This window comes from Streptomyces sp. CB01373 (assembly GCF_002803075.1).
GTDB lineage: Bacteria > Actinomycetota > Actinomycetes > Streptomycetales > Streptomycetaceae > Streptomyces.
This window is the reverse complement of the sequence record NZ_NNBK01000011.1, coordinates 316,505-337,449: the sequence shown is the minus strand read 5'-3', so window position 1 is coordinate 337,449 and position 20,945 is coordinate 316,505. Positions and strand designations below refer to the sequence as shown.

Annotated in this window: 22 protein-coding genes; 14 read left to right on the top strand and 8 right to left on the bottom strand. The window is 72.5% G+C overall.

What is annotated here, in order from left to right; all coding sequences use genetic code 11:
* Nucleotides 1-90: 90 nt before the first annotated feature.
* On the top strand, nucleotides 91-915 hold the full coding sequence (locus tag CG719_RS19410; protein WP_100569916.1) for a purine-nucleoside phosphorylase: 825 nt from the start codon (nucleotides 91-93) through the stop codon (nucleotides 913-915).
* Nucleotides 916-1,424: 509 nt separating this feature from the next.
* Nucleotides 1,425-3,098, top strand: a complete 1,674-nt coding sequence (locus tag CG719_RS19405) for a phospho-sugar mutase (protein WP_100569915.1) — start codon at nucleotides 1,425-1,427, stop codon at nucleotides 3,096-3,098.
* A 179-nt stretch (nucleotides 3,099-3,277) separates the two neighbouring features.
* Here CG719_RS19405 and CG719_RS19400 read toward each other — a convergent pair whose 3' ends face one another.
* Entirely contained in the window at nucleotides 3,278-3,964 is a 687-nt protein-coding gene (locus CG719_RS19400) for a PH domain-containing protein (RefSeq protein WP_100569914.1), read from the bottom strand.
* Between the two features lie 145 nt (nucleotides 3,965-4,109).
* Between CG719_RS19400 and deoC the strand changes: the two genes are divergently transcribed.
* From deoC to CG719_RS19385, 3 genes are read left to right on the top strand one after another with little or no spacing between them, the layout of a single operon-like run.
* The gene (deoC, locus tag CG719_RS19395) at nucleotides 4,110-5,060 is read left to right on the top strand and encodes a deoxyribose-phosphate aldolase (RefSeq protein ID WP_100569913.1); all 951 of its coding nucleotides are present in this window, start codon (nucleotides 4,110-4,112) and stop codon (nucleotides 5,058-5,060) included.
* Between the two features lie 5 nt (nucleotides 5,061-5,065).
* Complete coding sequence (locus tag CG719_RS19390) at nucleotides 5,066-6,502, top strand: aldehyde dehydrogenase family protein (RefSeq protein WP_100569912.1); 1,437 nt, start codon at nucleotides 5,066-5,068, stop codon at nucleotides 6,500-6,502.
* A complete protein-coding gene (locus CG719_RS19385; protein ID WP_100569911.1) occupies nucleotides 6,495-7,415 on the top strand; it encodes an aldehyde dehydrogenase family protein in 921 nt (306 codons plus the stop codon). The genes CG719_RS19390 and CG719_RS19385 overlap by 8 nt, the downstream gene beginning before the upstream one ends.
* Before the next feature lie 99 nt (nucleotides 7,416-7,514).
* On the opposite strand, the gene CG719_RS19380 is transcribed toward CG719_RS19385, so the two are convergent.
* Nucleotides 7,515-7,913 carry a hypothetical protein gene (locus tag CG719_RS19380; RefSeq protein ID WP_100569910.1) on the bottom strand — a complete coding sequence of 133 codons (399 nt, stop codon included), beginning with the start codon at nucleotides 7,911-7,913 and terminating at the stop codon, nucleotides 7,515-7,517.
* Nucleotides 7,914-8,041: 128 nt separating this feature from the next.
* On the opposite strand from CG719_RS19380, the gene CG719_RS19375 reads away from it, so the two are divergent.
* The gene (locus CG719_RS19375; protein WP_100569909.1) at nucleotides 8,042-8,677 is read left to right on the top strand and encodes a uridine kinase family protein; all 636 of its coding nucleotides are present in this window, start codon (nucleotides 8,042-8,044) and stop codon (nucleotides 8,675-8,677) included.
* A gap of 341 nt (nucleotides 8,678-9,018) precedes the next feature.
* On the opposite strand, the gene CG719_RS19370 is transcribed toward CG719_RS19375, so the two are convergent.
* The gene (locus tag CG719_RS19370) at nucleotides 9,019-9,780 is read right to left on the bottom strand and encodes a SigE family RNA polymerase sigma factor (RefSeq protein ID WP_100569908.1); all 762 of its coding nucleotides are present in this window, start codon (nucleotides 9,778-9,780) and stop codon (nucleotides 9,019-9,021) included.
* A gap of 205 nt (nucleotides 9,781-9,985) precedes the next feature.
* Between CG719_RS19370 and afsQ1 the strand changes: the two genes are divergently transcribed.
* From afsQ1 to CG719_RS19345, 5 genes are all read left to right on the top strand, one after another.
* On the top strand, nucleotides 9,986-10,663 hold the full coding sequence (gene afsQ1 / locus CG719_RS19365) for a two-component system response regulator AfsQ1 (RefSeq protein ID WP_100569907.1): 678 nt from the start codon (nucleotides 9,986-9,988) through the stop codon (nucleotides 10,661-10,663).
* The gene (locus CG719_RS19360) at nucleotides 10,660-12,258 is read left to right on the top strand and encodes a sensor histidine kinase (RefSeq protein WP_100569906.1); all 1,599 of its coding nucleotides are present in this window, start codon (nucleotides 10,660-10,662) and stop codon (nucleotides 12,256-12,258) included. The genes afsQ1 and CG719_RS19360 overlap by 4 nt, the downstream gene beginning before the upstream one ends.
* On the top strand, nucleotides 12,255-12,863 hold the full coding sequence (locus tag CG719_RS19355; RefSeq protein WP_100569905.1) for a hypothetical protein: 609 nt from the start codon (nucleotides 12,255-12,257) through the stop codon (nucleotides 12,861-12,863). The genes CG719_RS19360 and CG719_RS19355 overlap by 4 nt, the downstream gene beginning before the upstream one ends.
* A gap of 241 nt (nucleotides 12,864-13,104) precedes the next feature.
* Nucleotides 13,105-13,686 carry a VanZ family protein gene (locus CG719_RS19350; protein WP_100569904.1) on the top strand — a complete coding sequence of 194 codons (582 nt, stop codon included), beginning with the start codon at nucleotides 13,105-13,107 and terminating at the stop codon, nucleotides 13,684-13,686.
* Nucleotides 13,687-13,803: 117 nt separating this feature from the next.
* On the top strand, nucleotides 13,804-14,004 hold the full coding sequence (locus CG719_RS19345; RefSeq protein WP_100569903.1) for a PspC domain-containing protein: 201 nt from the start codon (nucleotides 13,804-13,806) through the stop codon (nucleotides 14,002-14,004).
* 112 nt (nucleotides 14,005-14,116) lie between these two features.
* Here CG719_RS19345 and CG719_RS19340 read toward each other — a convergent pair whose 3' ends face one another.
* A complete protein-coding gene (locus CG719_RS19340) occupies nucleotides 14,117-14,470 on the bottom strand; it encodes an ATP-binding protein (protein WP_100569902.1) in 354 nt (117 codons plus the stop codon).
* A 128-nt stretch (nucleotides 14,471-14,598) separates the two neighbouring features.
* Nucleotides 14,599-15,762 (bottom strand): adenosine deaminase, encoded by a 1,164-nt coding sequence (locus CG719_RS19335; RefSeq protein WP_100569901.1) that lies wholly within the window; start codon nucleotides 15,760-15,762, stop codon nucleotides 14,599-14,601.
* Nucleotides 15,763-15,874: 112 nt separating this feature from the next.
* On the opposite strand from CG719_RS19335, the gene CG719_RS19330 reads away from it, so the two are divergent.
* Nucleotides 15,875-16,636 (top strand): alpha/beta fold hydrolase, encoded by a 762-nt coding sequence (locus CG719_RS19330; protein ID WP_100569900.1) that lies wholly within the window; start codon nucleotides 15,875-15,877, stop codon nucleotides 16,634-16,636.
* Nucleotides 16,637-16,732: 96 nt separating this feature from the next.
* Here the strand turns inward: CG719_RS19330 and CG719_RS19325 are convergent, their stop codons facing one another.
* The gene (locus CG719_RS19325) at nucleotides 16,733-17,686 is read right to left on the bottom strand and encodes a LysR family transcriptional regulator (protein WP_100569899.1); all 954 of its coding nucleotides are present in this window, start codon (nucleotides 17,684-17,686) and stop codon (nucleotides 16,733-16,735) included.
* 63 nt (nucleotides 17,687-17,749) lie between these two features.
* Here CG719_RS19325 and CG719_RS19320 point away from each other — a divergent pair, with 63 nt between their 5' ends.
* On the top strand, nucleotides 17,750-19,024 hold the full coding sequence (locus tag CG719_RS19320) for an MFS transporter (RefSeq protein WP_100569898.1): 1,275 nt from the start codon (nucleotides 17,750-17,752) through the stop codon (nucleotides 19,022-19,024).
* A 112-nt stretch (nucleotides 19,025-19,136) separates the two neighbouring features.
* Here the strand turns inward: CG719_RS19320 and CG719_RS19315 are convergent, their stop codons facing one another.
* Entirely contained in the window at nucleotides 19,137-19,406 is a 270-nt protein-coding gene (locus CG719_RS19315) for a hypothetical protein (RefSeq protein ID WP_159024896.1), read from the bottom strand.
* Nucleotides 19,407-19,586: 180 nt separating this feature from the next.
* On the opposite strand from CG719_RS19315, the gene CG719_RS19310 reads away from it, so the two are divergent.
* Nucleotides 19,587-20,603 carry a sigma-70 family RNA polymerase sigma factor gene (locus CG719_RS19310; RefSeq protein ID WP_100569896.1) on the top strand — a complete coding sequence of 339 codons (1,017 nt, stop codon included), beginning with the start codon at nucleotides 19,587-19,589 and terminating at the stop codon, nucleotides 20,601-20,603.
* On the opposite strand, the gene CG719_RS19305 is transcribed toward CG719_RS19310, so the two are convergent.
* On the bottom strand, nucleotides 20,487-20,873 hold the full coding sequence (locus CG719_RS19305) for an STAS domain-containing protein (protein WP_159024895.1): 387 nt from the start codon (nucleotides 20,871-20,873) through the stop codon (nucleotides 20,487-20,489). The two genes, CG719_RS19310 and CG719_RS19305, sit on opposite strands and share 117 nt — an antisense overlap.
* Nucleotides 20,874-20,945: the final 72 nt, after the last annotated feature.

Genomic DNA, 20,945 nt, shown 5'->3' with positions numbered 1-20,945 from the left:
GTTCCTCGTCGGAAACGACAAGACAACGATCGCATTGCCGTGACCACGGGCATCTACGCGCGTAGGCGAATAGCGGCTACGCTCGTCGGCGTGAACGCATCTCTTCTTCCGGACGACATCCAGGGCGACCCGTACGCCGCCGCCGACGCCGCCGCCGCGCGCCTGCGCGAACTCACGGGTGCCGAGTCCCACGACGTCGCCCTCGTGATGGGGTCCGGCTGGGCACCGGCCGTCGACGCCCTGGGGACCCCCGACGCCGAGTTCCAGGTCACCGAGCTGCCCGGATTCCCGCCGCCGGCGGTCGAGGGCCACGGCGGCAAGATCCGCTCGTACACCATCGGGGACAGCCGCGCGCTGGTCTTCCTGGGCCGCACCCACTACTACGAGGGCCGGGGCGTGGCCGCCGTGGCCCACGGCGTGCGCACCGCCGTCGCGGCCGGCTGCAAGACGATCGTGCTCACCAACGGCTGCGGCGGCCTGCGCGAGGGCATGCGCCCCGGCCAGCCGGTGCTGATCAGCGACCACCTCAACCTGACGGCCACCTCGCCGATCGTCGGCGCCAACTTCGTCGACCTCACCGACCTGTACTCCCCGCGCCTGCGCGCCCTGTGCAAGGAGGTCGACCCCACCCTCGAGGAAGGCGTCTACGCGCAGTTCCCCGGCCCGCACTACGAGACGCCGGCGGAGATCCGCATGGCCCGCACCATCGGCGCGGACCTGGTCGGCATGTCCACCGTCCTGGAGGCCATCGCCGCCCGCGAGGCCGGCGCGGAGGTCCTCGGCATCTCCCTGGTGACCAACCTCGCCGCGGGCATGACCGGCGAACCCCTCAACCACGAAGAGGTCCTCCAGGCGGGCCGCGACAGCGCCACCCGCATGGGCTCCCTGCTGACCCAGGTCCTGGGCCGCCTCTAGTGCTGTGACCGGAAAGGTTCACCGGCTCGCGGCGTCCGGCACGGCTCCCCCAAGCTCTTCGAGCAGGGGGGACCCCCAGCCGCGTTGTCGCATCACCCGAGTACATCCAGTACACGGGCGATGCTCCGCCTTGCGATGCTCCCCCACTGCCCGAAGGGCGTGGGAGGTGCCCCCAGCACCGGACGCCGCGAGCTTTCCGGCAAACCTTTCCGGTCACAGCACTAGCACCACGAAGAAGGCGACGGCCCGCCGAACAAGCGGTCCCCACGGCGACGGGGAAGCCGCCGAACGGCGGAAGGGGCCGTGGGGGTGGGTCGACAGCCCGCCGCATACTTCGTCTCTGCCCAGTCCCACCATGGAAAGACCGGGCAGCACGCCCGTGCGCGGCGGGCCGGCCCCACCCCCACGGCCCCGACCCACAACGCACCCCGGCGCACCGGCCCACCGCCGGAGGCACCGGCATCCCCCGCCGAAGCCGGGCCGACACACTCACGAGAGGCTGACCCAACGTGCACGACGACCTCATCGCACGGGCCAAGGCGTGGCTGGCCGAGGACCCCGACCCCGAGACCCGTGACGAACTCGCCCGGCTCCTCGAAGCCGTGAACGCCGAGAACCCCGAGAACCCCGAGAACCCCGAAGAGCTGAGCGAGCGCTTCGCCGGCACCCTCCAGTTCGGCACCGCGGGCCTGCGCGGCGAACTCGGCGCAGGCCCCATGCGCATGAACCGCTCCGTCGTCATCCGCGCCGCCGCCGGCCTCGCCGCGTACCTGAAGAAGAACGGGACCGCCCACGGGGACGGGAATGCCGGCCTCGTCGTCATCGGCTACGACGCCCGCCACAAGTCCGCCGACTTCGCCCGCGACACCGCCGCCGTCATGACCGGCGCCGGCCTGCGCGCCGCGGTGCTGCCGCGCCCCCTCCCCACCCCCGTTCTCGCCTTCGCCATCAGGCACCTCGGCGCGGTCGCGGGCGTGGAGGTCACCGCCAGCCACAACCCGCCCCGCGACAACGGCTACAAGGTCTACCTGGGCGACGGCTCCCAGATCGTGCCGCCCGCCGACGCGGGGATCGCCGCCGAGATCGACGCGATCAAGAGCCTCCACGACGTCCCCCGTCCGGACTCCGGCTGGGAGACGCTCGACGACTCCGTCCTTGAGGCCTACCTCGCCCGCACGGACGCGGTCCTCGCCCCCGGCTCGCCCCGTACGGCCCGCACCGTCTACACGGCGATGCACGGCGTTGGCAAGGACACCCTCGTCGCCGCGTTCGCCCGGGCCGGCTTCCCCGCCCCCGAGCTGGTCCTCGAACAGGCCGAGCCTGACCCGGACTTCCCGACCGTCGCCTTCCCCAACCCGGAGGAGCCCGGCGCGATGGACCTGGCGTTCGCCAGGGCCCGCGCCACCGACCCCGACCTGGTCGTCGCCAACGACCCGGACGCCGACCGCTGCGCGGTGGCCGTCAAGGACGGCGCCGACTGGCGCATGCTGCGCGGCGACGAGGTGGGCGCCCTGCTCGCCGCCCACCTGGTCTCCCGCGGCGCGACCGGCACCTTCGCGGAGTCGATCGTCTCCTCCTCCCTCCTCGGCCGCATCGCCGAGATGGCGGGCCTGCCCTACGAGGAGACCCTCACCGGCTTCAAGTGGATCGCCCGCGTGGAGGGCCTGCGCTACGGCTACGAGGAGGCCCTCGGCTACTGCGTCGACCCCGACGGCGTACGCGACAAGGACGGCATCACCGCCGCCCTGCTGATCACCGAGCTGGCCTCGCGGCTCAAGCAGGAGGGCCGCACCCTCCTGGACCTGCTCGACGACCTCGCCGTCGAGCACGGCCTGCACGCCACCGACCAGCTCTCGGTCCGCGTCCAGGACCTCTCGCTGATCGCCGACGCGATGCGCCGCCTGCGCGAGCAGCCCCCGACGGCGCTCGCGGGCCTGCCCGTCACCCGCGCCGAGGACCTCACCCGGGGCACGGACCGGCTGCCGCCCACGGACGGCCTGCGCTACACCCTCGACGGCGCCCGCGTGATCGTCCGCCCCAGCGGCACGGAGCCCAAGCTGAAGTGCTACCTGGAGGTCGTGGTCCCGGTCGGCACCCACGCCGGCCTCCCGGCGGCCCGCGCCGAGGCCACCGAGCTGCTCGCGTCGATCAAGCGCGACCTGTCGGCGGCCGCGGGCATCTGACCCGTACGGAAACGGGAACGGGTGTCCCTCACCGAGAGGGACACCCGTTCCGGCCCGGAAACAGCCGGGAGACACCCGCCGCACACACGTCCGGGCGGACACCGGACGACACACGCGCCACGGACACTCGCGTCACGGACCCACACGCCGCCGACGCTCGCGCCGCCGACGCCTCCGCGTCAGCCCACCGCGATCAGAATCGCCAGCACCACCGCACCGGCCACCGCCGGGCCCACGATCTCGTACGCCCAGCGGACCGTCACCTCGCCCTGCGCCGTCTCGGCGTGCTCACGGGCCTCGTGCAGCTCGCGCAGGTCGTCCATGAACTGGTCGCCCGCCGCGCGGACGGGACCGTCGTCGGCCGCGCTCCCGGACCCGAAGGCGCCGCCTGCGCGTCCGCCGGCCCTGCCCGCCCCCGCCGCGCGCTCGCCCGCCGCCTCGGCCCGCGCCTGCCGCCGGGTGGCCCGCTTGCGCCCCCGCAGCGAGACGGGCACCGCCCAGAGCTGGTACTTGGTGCCGGACTGGTCGAACACCTCGTTCGAGAAGCCGGAGCGCAGCCCGGAGACCTGGCCCCAGGGCAGCACGATCACGCGGAAGGGGTTGCGGATACGCAGCCGGTCGGTGTTGGCGTACACGGCGGGCCGCAGGGTGAAGGCGACCACGAGCGGCACGACGAGGATCATCCCGGCGAGCGCCAGCCACGGGGTGCGGCCCTCGCCGACCACCAGCGCGTCGATGCCCAGCCACCCGACGATGGCGAGGAGCAGGGCACCGCTCGCGATGCCTGCGGACGACCGGTTGACCCGGTCCTTGAACTCTGGGGCGGCAGGTCGCGGCGCGGGGGGTTCGTGCTCGGGCGTCGTCATGGTCCCGATTCTGCCCGACGGCCGGACGGGCTCTCATCCGCGGTGCCCGCGGACGGGAGGGGCGCCGTGCGAACATCGGCCGGGTCACAAGACAGCTCGGGGGGTGTACAGCCGCTACGCGCGTAGATATGCTCGCCTGGTGACCATGCCCACCACTGCACCCCCTCTCGCTGACGTCACCGCGTCCGACAGCACGCTGCGCCGCTTCCTGCACGGGCTGCCCGGTGTCGACGCGGTCGGCCTGGAGGCGCGCGCCGCCTCGCTCGGCACCCGTTCCATCAAGACCACCGCGAAGGCGTACGCCATCGACCTCGCCATCTCGATGGTCGACCTGACGACGCTGGAAGGCGCGGACACCCCGGGCAAGGTCCGGGCGCTCGGCGCCAAGGCGGTCCGCCCCGACCCGACGGACCGTACGGCCCCCGCCACGGCCGCGGTCTGCGTCTACCCCGACATGGTGGCCGCCGCGAAGGAGGCCGTGGCCGGCTCGACCGTGAAGGTCGCCTCGGTCGCCACCGCCTTCCCGGCCGGCCGGGCGTCGCTGGACGTGAAGCTGACGGACGTGCGCGAGGCGGTCGCCGCGGGCGCCGACGAGATCGACATGGTCATCGACCGCGGAGCGTTCCTCGCCGGCAAGTACCTGAAGGTGTACGACGAGATCGTCGCCGTGAAGGAGGCCTGCGGGAGCTCCGCACGCCTGAAGGTCATCTTCGAGACCGGCGAGCTGTCGACGTACGACAACATCCGCCGTGCGAGCTGGCTCGGCATGCTGGCGGGCGCCGACTTCATCAAGACCTCCACCGGCAAGGTCGCCGTCAACGCCACCCCGGCCAACACGCTGCTGATGCTGGAGGCCGTGCGTGACTTCCGGGCGCAGACCGGCGTGCAGGTCGGCGTGAAGCCGGCCGGCGGCATCCGCACCTCCAAGGACGCGATCAAGTTCCTGGTCCTGGTCAACGAGACCGCAGGCGGGGACTGGCTGGACAACCACTGGTTCCGCTTCGGCGCCTCCTCGCTCCTGAACGACCTGCTGATGCAGCGTCAGAAGCTGGCCACCGGCCGCTACTCCGGTCCCGACTACGTGACGGTGGACTGATCACCATGGTTTCCCCCTTCGAATACGCACCGGCGCCCGAGTCCCGCTCGATCGTCGACATCGCGCCGTCCTACGGCCTGTTCATCGACGGCGAGTTCGCCAAGGCCGCCGACGGCAAGGTCTTCAAGACGGTCTCCCCCAGCACCGAGGAGGTGCTGTCCGAGGTCGCCCAGGCCGGCGAGGCGGACGTGGACCGCGCGGTGAAGGCGGCCCGCAAGGCCTTCGTGAAGTGGTCGGCGCTGCCCGGCTCCGAGCGCGCCAAGTACCTGTTCCGCATCGCCCGCATCATCCAGGAGCGCAGCCGTGAGCTGGCGGTCCTGGAGACGCTGGACAACGGCAAGCCGATCCGGGAGACGAGGGACGCGGACCTGCCCCTGGTGGCCGCGTACTTCTTCTACTACGCCGGCTGGGCCGACAAGCTCGGCCACGCGGGCTTCGGGCCGTCCCCGAAGCCGCTGGGCGTGGCCGGCCAGGTCATCCCGTGGAACTTCCCGCTGCTGATGCTGGCGTGGAAGATCGCCCCGGCGCTGGCGACCGGCAACACGGTGGTCCTCAAGCCCGCCGAGACCACCCCGCTGTCCGCGCTGTTCTTCGCGGACATCTGCCGCCAGGCCGGCCTGCCGAAGGGTGTCGTCAACATCCTTCCCGGCTACGGCGACGCGGGCGCCGCGCTCGTCGCCCACCCCGACGTGAACAAGGTCGCCTTCACCGGCTCCACGGCCGTCGGCAAGGCGATCGCGCGCACGGTCGCGGGCACGGACAAGAAGCTCACCCTCGAGCTGGGCGGCAAGGGCGCCAACATCGTCTTCGACGACGCGCCGATCGACCAGGCCGTCGAGGGCATCGTCAACGGCATCTTCTTCAACCAGGGCCAGGTCTGCTGCGCGGGCTCGCGGCTGCTGGTGCAGGAGTCGATCCACGACGAGCTGCTGGACTCCCTCAAGCGCAGGCTCTCCACGCTGCGCCTGGGCGATCCGCTCGACAAGAACACCGACATCGGCGCGATCAACTCCGCCGAGCAGCTGGCCCGGATCACCACGCTCGCCGACAAGGGCGAGGCGGAGGGCGCCGAGCGCTGGTCGCCCGCCTGCGAACTGCCCGAGAGCGGCTACTGGTTCGCTCCGACGCTGTTCACCGGCGTCACCCAGGCGCACACCATCGCCCGTGACGAGATCTTCGGCCCGGTGCTCTCCGTCCTCACCTTCCGCACCCCGGACGAGGCCGTGGCCAAGGCCAACAACACCCCGTACGGGCTGTCCGCGGGCATCTGGACCGAGAAGGGCTCCCGGATCCTGGCGGTGGCGAGCAAGCTGCGCGCCGGTGTCGTCTGGTCCAACACGTTCAACAAGTTCGATCCGACCTCGCCGTTCGGCGGCTACAAGGAGTCGGGCTTCGGCCGCGAGGGCGGCCGGCACGGCCTGGAGGCGTACCTCGATGTCTGAGAAGTCCGAGAAGTCTGGGGCGACGACCGAACCGCGGCTTTCGGTCCTCAAGACCTACAAGCTGTACGTGGGCGGCAAGTTCCCGCGTTCCGAGAGCGGCCGGGTGTACGAGGTGAGCGACTCCAAGGGCAACTGGCTGGCGAACGTTCCGCAGTCGTCCCGCAAGGACGCCCGTGACGCGGTCGTGGCCGCGCGCAAGGCGTTCGGGGCGTGGTCCGGCGCGACCGCGTACAACCGGGGCCAGATCCTCTACCGCATCGCCGAGATGCTGGAGGGCCGCCGCGAGCAGTTCGTCCGCGAGGTCGCCGAGGCCGAGGGCCTGTCCAAGGCCAGGGCGGCCGCGCAGGTCGACGCGGCGATCGACCGCTGGGTCTGGTACGCGGGCTGGACCGACAAGATCGCCCAGGTGGTGGGCGGCGGCAACCCGGTGGCGGGCCCGTACTTCAACCTCTCCTCCCCCGAGCCGACCGGCGTGGTGACCGTCCTGGCCCCGCAGGAGTCGTCGTTCCTGGGCCTGGTCTCGGTGATCGCCCCGGTGATCGCGACCGGCAACACGGCGGTGGTGGTCGCGAGCGAGAAGTCCCCGCTCCCCGCGCTCTCCCTCGGCGAGGTGCTGGCCACCTCCGACCTGCCGGGCGGTGTCGTGAACGTCCTGTCCGGCCGTACGGCGGAGATCGCCGCGCCGCTCGCCGCGCACCAGGACGTCAACGCGATCGACCTCGCGGGCGCCGACGCGGACCTGGCGAGGGAGCTGGAGGTCGCTGCGGCGGACAACCTCAAGCGGGTCCTTCGTCCACAGCCTGTGGACAACTGGTCGGCGACACCGGGCACGGACCGTATGACGGCCTTCCTGGAGACCAAGACGGTCTGGCACCCGACGGGCTCCCTGGGCGCCTCCGGCTCGTCGTACTGAGCCGTCCGGGGCGCCGCACGCGCCCCGCACAGACGAGAGCCGCGTCTCCCCTGCGTCCGGGGGAGGCGCGGCTCTCCGTGTGCGCGGGGTGCGCCCGGGTCAGCGCACCGACCCGAGCAACTGGCCGACGACCGGCACGGCGCCCACCGACGGGGCCTGGGCCACCGGGCCGGTGACCGTCTTCGAGCCGACCGGCTGGAAGTCGGCGACCTGGGTGCCGACGCCGTTGTCGAGCGGGTCGACGCCGGTGCCCGCGAGCGGGTTGGGCTTGAGGGCCGTGACGGTCCCGGTGGTGTGGCCGACCGTGCCGGCCAGCGCCTGCACACCCGACTGCGCGTCGGCCCGGCCGAGAGAGCCGAGCAGGCGCCCCTCGCCCCCGCCCGGGAGGATCTCCGCCGAGGCCGTCGTCGCGCCCACGCCCAGGGCGGCCCCGGCGGTCACGACGGCGACCAGGGCACGGCGGGCGGTGGGACGAGGTGAAGACGCGTGTCGAGCCATGACTGGTGCCGCCTTACGGATGCGGTCGGTAACGAGAACAGCGCACAGGGTAGTTGAGACGTAGCCCACGTTCCAAAGCCGACCCGCGGGGTCGGCAGGCGCGCCACCATGCGTCAAACTGGTGTTCCGTGAGCCTTCATCCTCCGCCTCCCGCCCGTGTCGTACTGCTGTGCGGCCCCTCGGGCTCGGGCAAGTCCCTGGTCGCCGCCCGCGCCGGACTGCCCGTACTGCGCCTCGACGACTTCTACAAGGAGGCCGGCGACCCGACGCTGCCGCTGGTGGCGGGGAGTTCGGACATCGACTGGGACCACCCCGGCTCGTGGGACGCGGACGTCGCGGTCGCGGCGATCAGCCGGCTGTGCGCGACGGGCACCACGAGCGTGCCGGTGTACGACATCTCGCTGAGCGCCCGCACCGGCGAGGACACGCTGCACATCGGCCGCACCCCGCTGTTCATCGCGGAGGGCGTCTTCGCCGCCGAGATCGTGGGGCGCTGCCGTGAACTCGGCGTCCTGGCCGACGCGCTGTGCCTGAACCGCGGACCGGTCACCACGTTCCGGCGGCGCTTCGTGCGGGATCTGAAGGAGGGCCGCAAGTCGGTGCCGTTCCTGATCCGCCGCGGCTGGCGGCTGATGCGCGCCGAACGGTCGATCGTGGCCCGTCAGATCACGCTGGGCGCGCACGCCTGCGACCGGGACGAGGCCCTGGGCCGGCTGGCCGCCGCGGCGGCGGGACGGCAGGCGCAGACACGGACGGCCGCCTGACCGGCGTACGACTCGACCGGCCTACGACTCGACCGGCCTACGGCAGAGGGGCGTACGCATCTCGTACGCCCCTGGTGCGCCCCCTCGCGCGTCAACGCGCGTGCGCACGTGCCCGGAAGCGGGACACGAAAGCGGGACTGGACAGACCCCCCGGTCCTCCAGCCCCGCTCCCTTGGTGCTCCCCCACTTTCCCCCGTGGGTTCCCCCGTGCTTTCCCCCGTTTCCCCGTTTCCCCACTTCCCCCGTGTTCCCGAGTCCCCCGTGGCTCCCCCGAGCCCTGTGTTCCCCCCCGGGATTCCCCCGCTTTCCCCTTCCCCCGTTCCCCCTGCCCTTCGGTCGTGTCAGGCGACCAGTTCGCCGAAGGACTCCTCACGGTCACGGCCGAAGCTGAGGACCTCGTCCTCGCGCAGCCGGCGCAGGGACCGCCAGATGCTGGACTTCACCGTGCCGACGCTGATGCCGAGGATGGCCGCGATCTCCGGGTCCGTACGGCCCTCGTAGTAACGCAGGACCAGCATGGTGCGCTGGAGCTCGGGCAGCCGGGCCAGCGCCTGCCACAGGACGGTGCGCAGCTCGGTGCCGCGCATGGCGTCCGTGTCGCCGGGCGTCTCCGGCAGTTCCTCGGTCGGGTACTCGTTGAGCTTGCGGCGCCGCCAGGCGCTGATGTGCAGATTGGTCATGGTGCGGCGGAGGTATCCGCCGACGGCCGCCTTGTCACTGATCCGGTCCCACGCCCGGTAGGTCGAGAACAGCGCGCTCTGCAGCAGGTCCTCGGCCTCGAAGCGGTCGCCGGTCAGGTGGTAGGCGGTTGCGTACAGGGAGGCGCGGCGCTCCTGGACGTAGGCGGTGAACTCCGCTTCCGACAGCGTGCGTCGCTCCCCCGAGCCCTCCCCGTACGCGGTTCCCCCGTGTGTTTCCCCCGTGTTCGCGTCAACCACCGTCATGCGGGGCTGAAGCCCCTGTGGCGCATGCGCGGTGTGCTGACGCCCGGTGCCGCGAGCGCACCCCCGCCCGCTCACGGCACCGGACTTCTCCGGAGACCGGGCCACATCGTGCAGACGCGTGACCACTGCGCTCTGGCTGGTGCTCTGCAGTGTGTTCATTTGCGCCCCCCGTCGTGGAGTCCCGGTGTTCCGTCCTGCTTCCTTGCCCCGTGCCGAAAAGCTTGCCGTGGTCACTTCATGACCATGTCCGCCGACTGTCACAGACCTGTCACAGGAGTCGGGAGCCCGTTACCGCGCGCAGGTCGCGGTACGGGTGCCGTACGGGTGTCGAAACAGCGACCCCGCATGGGCCAGAATGAGGTCCGTGCCTTCCCTGTTGCTGATCGAGGACGACGACGCCATCCGAACGGCCCTGGAGCTCTCATTGACGCGCCAGGGACACCGGGTGGCCACTGCTGCCAGCGGCGAGGACGGTCTGAAGCTGCTGCGCGAGCAGCGGCCGGACCTGATCGTGCTGGACGTGATGCTGCCCGGCATCGACGGGTTCGAGGTGTGCCGGCGCATCCGGCGCACGGACCAGCTGCCGATCATTCTGCTCACCGCGCGCAGCGACGACATCGACGTGGTGGTCGGGCTGGAGTCCGGCGCCGACGACTACGTGGTCAAGCCCGTGCAGGGACGGGTGCTGGACGCCCGGATCCGGGCCGTGCTGCGGCGCGGCGAGCGGGAGGCGAACGACGCCGCGACCTTCGGCAGCCTCGTCATCGACCGGGCGGCGATGACCGTGACGAAGAACGGCGAGGACCTCCAGCTCACCCCGACCGAGCTGAGACTGCTGCTGGAGCTGAGCCGCCGGCCCGGGCAGGCGCTGTCCCGGCAGCAGTTGCTGCGGCTGGTGTGGGAGCACGACTACCTCGGTGACTCGCGGCTCGTGGACGCCTGCGTGCAGCGGCTGCGCGCCAAGGTGGAGGACGTGCCGTCGTCCCCGACGCTGATCCGAACCGTGCGCGGCGTCGGTTACCGCCTGGACGCGCCTCAGTGACCGACGAGCAGGGCGGGCTCGGCGACTGGGCCTCGGATCGCAACAGGGGGACGCTGTCCCGGCTCCGGTTCACCAGTCTGCGGCTGCGGCTGGTCGTCGTCTTCGCGCTGGTGGCGCTGACCGCGGCGGTGTCGGCGTCCGGGATCGCGTACTGGCTCAACCGCGAGGCGGTGCTCACCCGCGCCCAGGACGCGGCGCTGCGCGACTTCCAGCAGGAGGTGCAGAACCGCGCGGGCGCGCTGCCGGTGCACACCACGCAGGACCAGCTCCAGCACACCGCGGGCCAGATGGCGGGCAGCAGCCAGCGGTTCAGCGTGCTGCTCGTCGGCCAGGACGCGAACGGCAGGACGCTGTACGGCAACTCCGGCGGGCTGAACGGCTTCTCGCTGCAGGACGTGCCCCTCTCGCTGCGCACCGCGGTGAACAGGCAGCAGCCGCTCTCCAAGGCCAACAAGGCGCCGTACCACCTGTACTGGCAGCGGATCGTCATGCACGGCACCCCGTATCTGGTGGCCGGCACGCGGGTGATCGGCGGCGGTCCGACCGGCTACATGCTCAAGTCGCTGGAGCCGGAGGCCAAGGATCTCAACTCGCTCGCCTGGTCCCTGGGCATCGCCACCGGCATGGCCCTCATCGGTGCCGCCCTGCTCGCCCAGGCCGCCGCCACGACGGTGCTGAAGCCGGTGCACCGGCTGGGAGTCGCCGCGCGCCGGCTCGGCGAGGGCAAGCTCGACACCCGGCTGCGGGTGTCCGGCACCGACGAACTCGCCGATCTCTCCCGGACGTTCAACAAGGCGGCCGAGGCGCTGGAGAAACGGGTCGCCGACATGGCGGCCCGCGACGAGTCCTCCCGCCGCTTCGTCGCGGACATGAGCCATGAGCTGCGTACGCCGCTGACCGCCATCACCGCCGTGACGGAGGTCCTCGAGGAGGAACTGGAATTCGAGGGCGGTGGCATCGACCCGATGATCGAGCCGGCTGTGCGGCTCGTCGTCAGCGAGACCCGGCGGCTGAACGACCTGGTCGAGAACCTGATGGAGGTCACCCGCTTCGACGCGGGCACGGCCCGGCTGGTCCTGGACGACGTCGACATCGCCGACCTGATCACCGCCTGCGTCGACGCCCGCGCCTGGCTGGACGCCGTCGAGCTGGACGCCGAGCGCGGCATCCACGCCCAGCTCGACCCGCGCCGCCTGGACGTCATCCTCGCCAACCTCATCGGCAACGCGCTCAAGCACGGGGGCTCGCCGGTGCGGGTGTCGGTGCGCGAGTCGGCCGCGGAGGGGGAGCGGCCCGCCGAGATCGTCATCGAGGTGCGCGACCACGGACCGGGCATCCCCGAGGACGTGCTGCCGCACGTCTTCGACCGCTTCTACAAGGCGAGCGCGTCCCGGCCCCGCTCCGAGGGCAGCGGCCTCGGGCTGTCCATCGCCCTGAACAACGCGCACATCCACGGCGGTGGCATCACCGCGGCCAACTCGCCCGAGGGCGGTGCGGTGTTCACGCTGCGGCTGCCGCGGGACGCCTCCGAGCTCGCCGCGGAGCGTACCGAGCACGGGCAGAAGGACAACGGCTCGAAGGGGGCCGCCCGATGAACGCGCGCCGACTCCTGCCGGCGGCGCTGACCGCCCTCGGCCTGCTGCTCGCCGGGTGCGGGATCCGGCCCACCGAGGTGCCCACGGACTTCGGCGGCGCGCCCTCCCGTGTGCCCTGCTCGCTGTCCCAGCCCGACCTGGCCATCCAGTCCTCGCGCGGCGTGCCCGTCCAGGTGTTCCTGCTGTGCGGCTCGTCGCTGGTGACCGTCGACCGTACGGTACGGGTGCCGGAGAGCACCGTGGACGCGCGGCGGCGGGTGATCGTGGCCCAGGGGCTGCTCGACCAGCTCGCCACGCCGCCGTCGCCCGGTGAGAAGGCGGCCGGGTACACCACGCACGTCCCGGGCGGACTGAGGGTCGAGGGGCCCCGCCCCCGTGACCCCGCCGACACGCTCCGGCTGAGCAGCGCGCCGGCCGGCCTCGCCCCGTACGCCCTCGCCCAGATCGTGTGCACCCTGTCCGACTCGGCCGCCGCCGAGGGAGACGGCTCCGTCGTCCTCGGCGGCCCGGACGACACGGCCCTGCGCCGCTACGAGTGCACCGGAGAGCTCCGCTCCCGCCCGGGCACCGGCCTGCCCCCGTCGGCCCCGGTGGGGGACGGCTGACGGGAGAGGCGGCGCGCGGCAACGGCACCGGTACGGGGCACCACGCCCGGCACGGGAACGGCACCGTGTGCCGTTCCCGGGGGCGGCGCCGGCGCGGCGCACCGGGACGCCACCGCGCGTGACACGCACGTGCGGGGCACGGGCGCGGCGCCGGGTGTGGTGCCGGGTGTGGCGCAGCACTCACCTGTCACTGGGGTGTCCGGCCGGAACCGATCGTGCCGGGGGGTGCGTCTTGGGTGGCGTGCAGCGTCAAGGCTCCAACCGCGGCAGCGCCGCGATCCACGTCCGCGTGACAGGGGGTGTCCTCCTCGTCGCCCACCTCGCGCTCGTCGCCTGGCTCACGCTGCGTCCGCTGGACGTCCCCTGGGTGACGCCGCCCAATCTGCGTCCGCTCTCCACCATCCGGGCCGACCTGGCGCTGGGCTGGCCCGGGGCGGCCCGGCGCATCGGCGAGGGACTGGCGCTGCTCGGGCCACTGGGCGTACTGCTGCCGATGACACACGGCTGCCTCCGTGTCTCCCCTGTCGGCTCGCTGATCCGCACGGTCGCCGCCGGCGCCCTGGCCTCGCTGGGCATCGCCCTGCTGCAGACCGGCGTGCCGGGCCGGGTGGTCGACGTCGACACGGTCCTGATGAACACCGTGGGCGTGGCGCTCGCCCACCTCGCGGTCGTCCCCGCCGGCCGCTCCCGCCTCCGCCGCGGGGCGGAGCGCAGGGACCGGACCGCCCATCGCCAGGAGGACCCGCCTCAGGGGCGCACCCCGACGATTCCCAGGGTCGGCCTCGCCCCGTGGAGCGACGCTCTGCCGCCTTCGTCTCCGTAGCGTGGAACCAGTGCCCCGACAGGCAGCGTTCGCCCCTTGCAAACGTCACCTGCCGCGGCACCAGGACGGGGCAGCCGACGGGGAGGCCCCGCACCGACAGACCACGAAGGAGTCGAGATGACCGCCCTCGCCCGCCCGACCCACGGCCGCATGATCGGCGGAGTGTGCGCTGCGCTGGCACGGCGCTTCGGCACCTCCGCGACGACGATGCGCGTGCTCTTCCTGCTGTCCTGCCTGCTGCCGGGCCCGCAGTTCCTGGTCTACATCGCGCTGTGGATCCTGCTGCCCTCCGAGGAGACGGCCGGCAGCGCGTGGTGAACGCCGCATCCGCGGACACGGCGGCACGGCTGGGGCGCACCCTGGAACCAGGAGGTACGCCCCAGCCGTGCCGGTGTGTCCGCGGCAGGGGGTCGGCGAGAGGCCCCGGGGCTCAGCCCAGCGGCAGGCCGTTCAGCGGCAGGCCGTGGGTGGGCAGGCCCTGCAGCGGCAGGCCGCCGAGCAGACCGCCGACCGGCTTGGTCGGGCCGTTCTGGAGCAGGCCCTGAGCGGCCGGCTGCGCGGCCGCGAGACCCGACTGCATCGCGGGCTTGGCCTGGTCCAGCGCCTGGCCGGCCCCGGGCAGCGACTTGGTGACGTTCTCCGTCGGGAGCGCCTTGCCGACGGTGCCGAGTGCCTGGCCGGCGTCCGGAACGGCCGGCGCGGCGTTCGCGGCACCCGCGCCGACGGCGGCGAAGGCGGCCCCGAGGGCGACGACACCGAGGGACTTGGCGGCAGACTGCTTCATGAAAACGCGTCCTTGGGTGGAAGACAGGGAACTGAGCGGTCCACGACCGTAAACACGCCGAGCCGCCTTCCGCAAACATCGAAATACGGACGGAATATGCGTCCCGGAGGTGTTCCCGTATCCGCCGATCACTCTCCCGGGGAAGAGAAACCCCTGGTGGACACGGTCTGCTGAAACAGCCATTCGGATTTCAGCGCCGCATATCCGGGCTTGATCACGTCATTGATCATCGCCAGCCGTTCATCGAAAGGGATGAATGCTGATTTCATCCCATTGACAGAGAACCATTGCATGTCGTCGAGCGTGTATCCGAATGCCTCGACCAGCCGCTCGAACTCCCGGCTCATGCTGGTGTGGGACATGAGACGGTTGTCCGTATTGACGGTGGTCCGGAAGTGGAGCCGGCGCAGCAGCCCGATCGGATGCTCCGCGTACGAGGACGCCGCCCCGGTCTGGAGGTTGGAACTGGGGCACAGCTCCAGCGGGATGCGCTTGTCGCGGACGTAGGAGGCCAGCCGCCCGAGTTCGACCGTGCCGTCCTCGTGGACCTGGATGTCGTCGATGATGCGCACGCCGTGGCCCAGGCGGTCCGCGCCGCACCACTGGAGCGCCTGCCAGATGGACGGCAGCCCGAAGGCCTCGCCCGCGTGGATCGTGAAGTGGTTGTTCGCCCGCTTCAAATACTCGAAGGCGTCCAGGTGCCGGGTGGGCGGGTAGCCGGCCTCGGCGCCCGCGATGTCGAAGCCCACCACGCCCGAGTCCCGGTAGCGGTTGGCGAGTTCGGCGATCTCCAGGGCGCGGGCCGCGTGCCGCATCGCGGTCAGCAGCACGCCGACCCGGATGCGGTGACCGTTCTCCAGGGCGGTGCGCTCGCCCTCGCGGAAGCCCTCGTTGACGGCCTCGACGACCTCCTCCAGGCTCAGCCCGCCCTCCAGGTGCTGCTCGGGGGCGTAGCGCACCTCGGCGTAGACGACGCCGTCCTCGGCGAGGTCCTCGGCGCACTCGCGGGCGACCCGGACGAGGGCGTCACGGGTCTGCATCACGCCGACGGTGTGCGAGAACGTCTCCAAGTACCTTTCCAGCGAGCCGGAATCGGCGGCCTCGCGGAACCACAGGCCGAGCTTGTCCGGGTCGGTCTCGGGAAGGTGCGCATAGCCCGACGCGCGGGCCAGGTCGACGACGGTTCCCGGGCGGAGCCCGCCGTCGAGGTGATCGTGGAGCAGAACCTTGGGCGCCCGGCGGATCTGGTCCGAGCTCGGGGTGTTCCCCTGGTGCGCAGTCTGGCTCGTCATTTTCGCACTGTAACTCCTACGCGCGTAGATCACGTGTGTACACAACCGTCGATATGTAACGGTGACCGCCCGGACGGGTGGCGTGCAGCGGTGTTTCTGACACTGTTCTGGCATGGCACACCAAGCGACGCCGGTTCGCACGGCCCGGCTGGGGAGGACGCTCGGCACGGAGCCGGCGGCGGTGGGCGGAGCGGTGCTGCTGCTCCCGGGCGCCCAGGAGGTGTCCACCCGCAGACCCTCGCCGGTGCTGGCGGCCGCCTCGCTGCGCGCGCTGGGGCGCCGGCTGGCCCGCGCCGGGCGCGAGGAGGACCTGGCCGTGCACGTGGTGCACTACCGCTTCCGCGGCTGGAACGGCGCCGAGGCACACGCGGCCGCCGACGCCGCGTGGGCGGTCGAGGAGGTCGTGCGGCGCTACGGGGACGTGCCGGTATGCCTGGCCGGTCCCGGCATGGGCGGCCGCGCCGCACTGCACGCGGCCGGGCACGAGACCGTCAACTCCGTGGTGGCCCTGGCTCCTTGGCTGCCCGAGGACGACATGGCGGCCTCCCCCGAACCGGTCAAACAGCTCGCCGGGCGCCAGGTGCTGATCGTGCACGGCACGAACGACGAACGGACCGACCCCGAGCTGTCGTTCCGGTTCGCGGAGCGGGCGAAGAAGGCGAACCGGGACGTGTGCCGGTTCGAAGTGCACGCCGACGGGCACGGGTTGCGCCAGTACCGGGACGAAGTCCTGGCGCTCACCACCGACTTCGTCATGGGCTCGCTGTTCGGGCGGGTGTTCTCACGGCCGGTGCAGGACGCGCTGGCGGCGCCGCCGCCGCTGGGGTTGCGGATGCCGCTCGCGGCCGGGTTCGGGAGGACACTGCGGCGGTAGGGCCGCAGGCCGCCCTCGGGGAGCAACTCGCGGTAGGTGGCGAGCAGTCCGCCGCCGGTGGGCCGCGGCGGCCCCCGGAGGGGAGGCGACTCGCCCTCAGGCGGGCAGCAGCCTGCCGCGTTTGGCGAGCAGGAACTTCTTGAACGCCGCGACCGGCGGCGTGTCCGGGTGGCCCTCCAGCCATGCCACACCGATCTCCCGCACCGCGCGCGGCGCCGTCACCGTCAGCTCGGCGACTCCGGGGCGGGGGAAGGCCGGCGGGGGCAGAAGGGCGACCCCGAGGCCCGCCGCGACCAGTCCGCGCAGGGTCTCGGCCTCCTCGCCCTCGAAGGCGACACGCGGCTTGAAGCCGGCCTCCCGGCACAGGGCGTCGGTGATGCGGCGCAGGCCGTAGCCGGGCTCCAGGGTCACGAACGACTCCTCGGCGGCCTCGGCCAGGCGGACGCGGCGCCGGGCGGCGAGCCGGTGCTCGGCGGGGACGACCAGACGCAGCTTCTGTTCGTCGAGACGGCGGGCCACCAGATCGGGGGCGTCCGGCACGGGGGACGTCAGGCAGAGGTCGAGCTCGCCCGCCCGCAGTCCCTCCAGCATGGCCTCACCGTAGTTCTGCACCAGGCTGAAGCGGACGCGGGGATGGTCGGCGCGGAAGGCGTGGATGAGGCCGGGTACGGTCTCGGCGCCCATGGTGTGCAGGAACCCGAAGGCGACCTTGCCGGTGGCCGGGTCGGCGTCCGCGCGCACCTCCTCGGCGGCGCGCTCGATCTCGGCGAGGGCGCGCTGCACGGAGGTCAGGAAGGTGCGGCCCGCGGGGGTCAGGGAGACCGTGCGGCCCCGGCGGGCGAAGAGGTCGACGCCGAGGTCCTGTTCCAGCCGGACCATGGCCCGCGAGAGCGTGGACTGCGGGACCCGCATCTCCTGCGCGGCCCGGGTGACGTGCTCGGTGCGGGCCACGCCTGCGAAGTGCGCGAGGCGGGGCGCCAGCAACGCGACGATGTCTTCTGTGTCACCGGTCTGTGACAGACGCGGCTGCGACCTCGACTGATGCACCATGGGAACGATTATGCCGAGTCCATGCATTGGACGGATGAGTGCGGGCCTTCTTACGGTCGACGCATGACTCCCGCCGATACCGGGGCGCCCACGATCATGGGCGCCGTCGCCTCAGTCCCCGACTCCGACTCCCGTATGACCCCGGGAGGCCCCGGCTACCGCCGGATGAGCCTCGCCCTCTTCCTCGCGGGTGTCGCCACCTTCGCGCTGCTGTACTCCACCCAGGCCCTGCTGCCGCTGATCTCCGGCGAGTTCCATGTGGCGGCGGGCGACGCGAGCTGGACGGTGGCCGCCGCGACGGGCGGCCTGGCGCTGTTCGTGCTCCCGGCGAGCGCCCTGTCGGAGCGTTTCGGACGGCGTACGGTGATGACGGCCTCGCTGGCGGTCGCGGTGGTCGTCGGGCTGCTGGTGCCGTTCGCGCCGTCGCTGGGCGCGCTGGTGGTGCTCCGGGCGCTGCAGGGCGCGGCCCTCGCGGGGCTGCCCGCCTCGGCGCAGGCGTATCTGGCGGAGGAGGTCCGGCCTCGGGCCCTGGTCACGGCGATCGGCCTGTTCGTGGCCGGCAACAGTGTGGGCGGCATGAGCGGCCGGGTCATCACCGGCTGGGTCGCCCAGGAGTGGGGCTGGCGGGTGGCCGTCGGGGTGATCGGAGTGATCGCGGTGGGCTGCGCGGTGGCCTTCCGCCTGCTGCTTCCGGCGCCGCGGCACTTCAGGGCGGGCTCGCTGCGCCCACGGGTGCTGGCGCGCTCGGTCCGCGACCACCTCGCCGATCCGCTGCTGCGCCGCCTGTACGCGATCGGCGCGCTGTTCATGACGGTGTTCGGCGGGGTCTACACGGCGATCGGCTACCGCCTGACCGAGGCGCCGTTCTCCCTGCCGCAGGGCATCGTCGGGTCGATCTTCCTGGTGTACCTGGTGGGCACGGTGTCCGCGTCGACGGCGGGGCGGCTGGTGGGCCGCCTGGGCCGCAGGGGCGCCCTGTACCTGGCGGGCGCCACGACGGCGGCGGGTCTGCTGGTGTCCCTCGTGGACTCGGTCGCGCTGGTCCTGCTGGGTCTGGTTCTGATCACCGCGGGCTTCTTCGCCGGTCACGCGGTCGCCTCCTCGGCGGTCAGCCGGACGGCGACGCACGGCCGCGCGCAGGCCTCGGCGCTCTACCAGTCCGCCTACTACGTGGGCTCCAGCGTGGGCAGCACGGTGGGCGCCATGGCCTTCCACGCACAGGGCTGGCCGGGAACGGCCGGGGTCGGCGTGCTGGCCGTCCTGGGCGTCGTGACGATCACGGCGCTCGGCTCTCGGGCGGCCAGGGTCGCGGCGCGGCGGGAGCCGGTGCCGGCGTAACGGCACATCGCACACCGGACCACTCAGCCGCGCCGGGAGCTGGGCGGCTGGGCGGCTGGGCGGCTGGGCCGCTGGGCGGCTGGGCCACGGTGGGCGCCGGGCGGCTCGGTGGTCACGGCCGGATGCCGGATCGCTCAGCCGCGCCGGGCGCGGTGTATGCGTAGCCGCGCCGGACGCAGAACAGCTCACCGACGCCGTGTGCCAGGCCTCTCAGCCGCGCCGGGCCGGGAGTCGGGCGCCCGGCGCCGACGCGGCCGTGGTGGGAGGCCGGCGGCCGGTCGGTGTCGGCGCCTTCGTCGGCTCCGGCACCGTCATCGTGGGCGAAGGCGACATGGCGGGCTCCGCCGGGGTCGTGCGCCCCGTCGGAGAGTTGGTCGCCCACCGCCCCGATGGCCGTCCGGGACGCCGGTGTCCGGGCCGCGGGTTCATGGCCGTACAACCTCCCGACCTGCGGGTTCTTCCGCTCCAGGGGCCGTTGTCAGTGGGCTGCGGTAGCTTCCGGAGTGCTGGGCGTGATGACGCGCACAGCCACGAACGGGACGGCCACGGGGGCGGGTGGACGATGGGAAACGGCACGACGGCGACGACGGGTCTCGACGAGCGGCTGGAGGAGTACCGGGTCGAGCTGACCGGTTACTGCTACCGCATGCTCGGCTCGTCCTTCGAGGCGGAGGACGCGGTCCAGGACACCCTCGTGCGGGCCTGGCGGAGCTACGACAAGTTCGAGGGACGCTCCAGCCTCCGCTCGTGGCTCTACCGCATCGCGACGAACGTCTGCCTGGACATGCTGGCAGCGGGCAACAAGCGCGCCCGGCCCATGGACCTGACCGAGTCCACGCCACTGGCCCGCGCGGCACTGTCCCCGCGCCCGGACCACACCTGGCTGGAGCCGATGCCGGACGCCCGGGTGCTGCCCCCGGTCGAGGATCCGGCGGAGGCGGCCGTCACCAGGGACTCGGTGCGGCTCGCCTTCATGGCCGCGTTGCAGCAACTGCCGCCCAAGCAGCGGGCCGTGCTGATCCTGCGCGAGGTGCTGGCCTGGCGGGCGAGCGAGGTCGCCGAGCTGCTGGGCACGTCGGTCGCCTCGGTCAACAGCGCCCTGCAACGGGCCCGCGCCACGCTCGCCGAGCGGGGCGACAAGGCCGTCGAGGCGGCCGTGTCGGACCCGCTGGACGAGGCCCAGCGACGGCTTCTGGAACGCTATGTGAAGGCGTTCGAGGGGTACGACATGGCGGAGCTGACCGCGCTGCTGCACGAGGACGCGGTGATGACGATGCCGCCGTTCGACCTGTGGCTGACGGGCCCGTCGGACATCACGGGCTTCATGACGACGCTGGGCGCGGCCTGCGCGGGCTCACGGCTGCTGCCGGTGCTGGCCAACGGGATGCCGGGCTTCGCCCAGTACAAGCCGGACCCGGACAACGGCGGCTTCACCCCGTGGGCGGTGCAGGTCCTGGAGACGTCAGAGGGCCGGATCACCGGGTTCCACTGCTTCCTCGACACCCAGCGGTGGTTCCCGCTGTTCGGGCTGCCGCTCCATCTCGAAGGAGAGGCCGACCAGACCAAGGAGGGCGTCTAGCGCCGGATCGGGGTCGCGCAGCCGGATGCGGCCGCCGGCCCGCCGGGCGGTGAGCTGGAGCCGCGCCAGCAGGTCGACCACGCCGAGCCCCGGCGGTCCGAGCCCCCCGACGTCACACACCACGACTCCGGCCCGGGTGTCCTCCAGCAGGACCCGCACGTCCGCGCACAGCCGCGCCACCTCCTCCCGGGTGACGGGGCCGGCGAGCACGAGCACGGCAGGTGTCCTGGCATCCACAGTCTGTAGACCGTGCGGCCGGGCACAACTCATCGCGGACCCGTGGCCAAAGGCCCGCCGGAGATCACATTGACCCGCTCCCCGCCCTCACCTGAGGGTGACCGT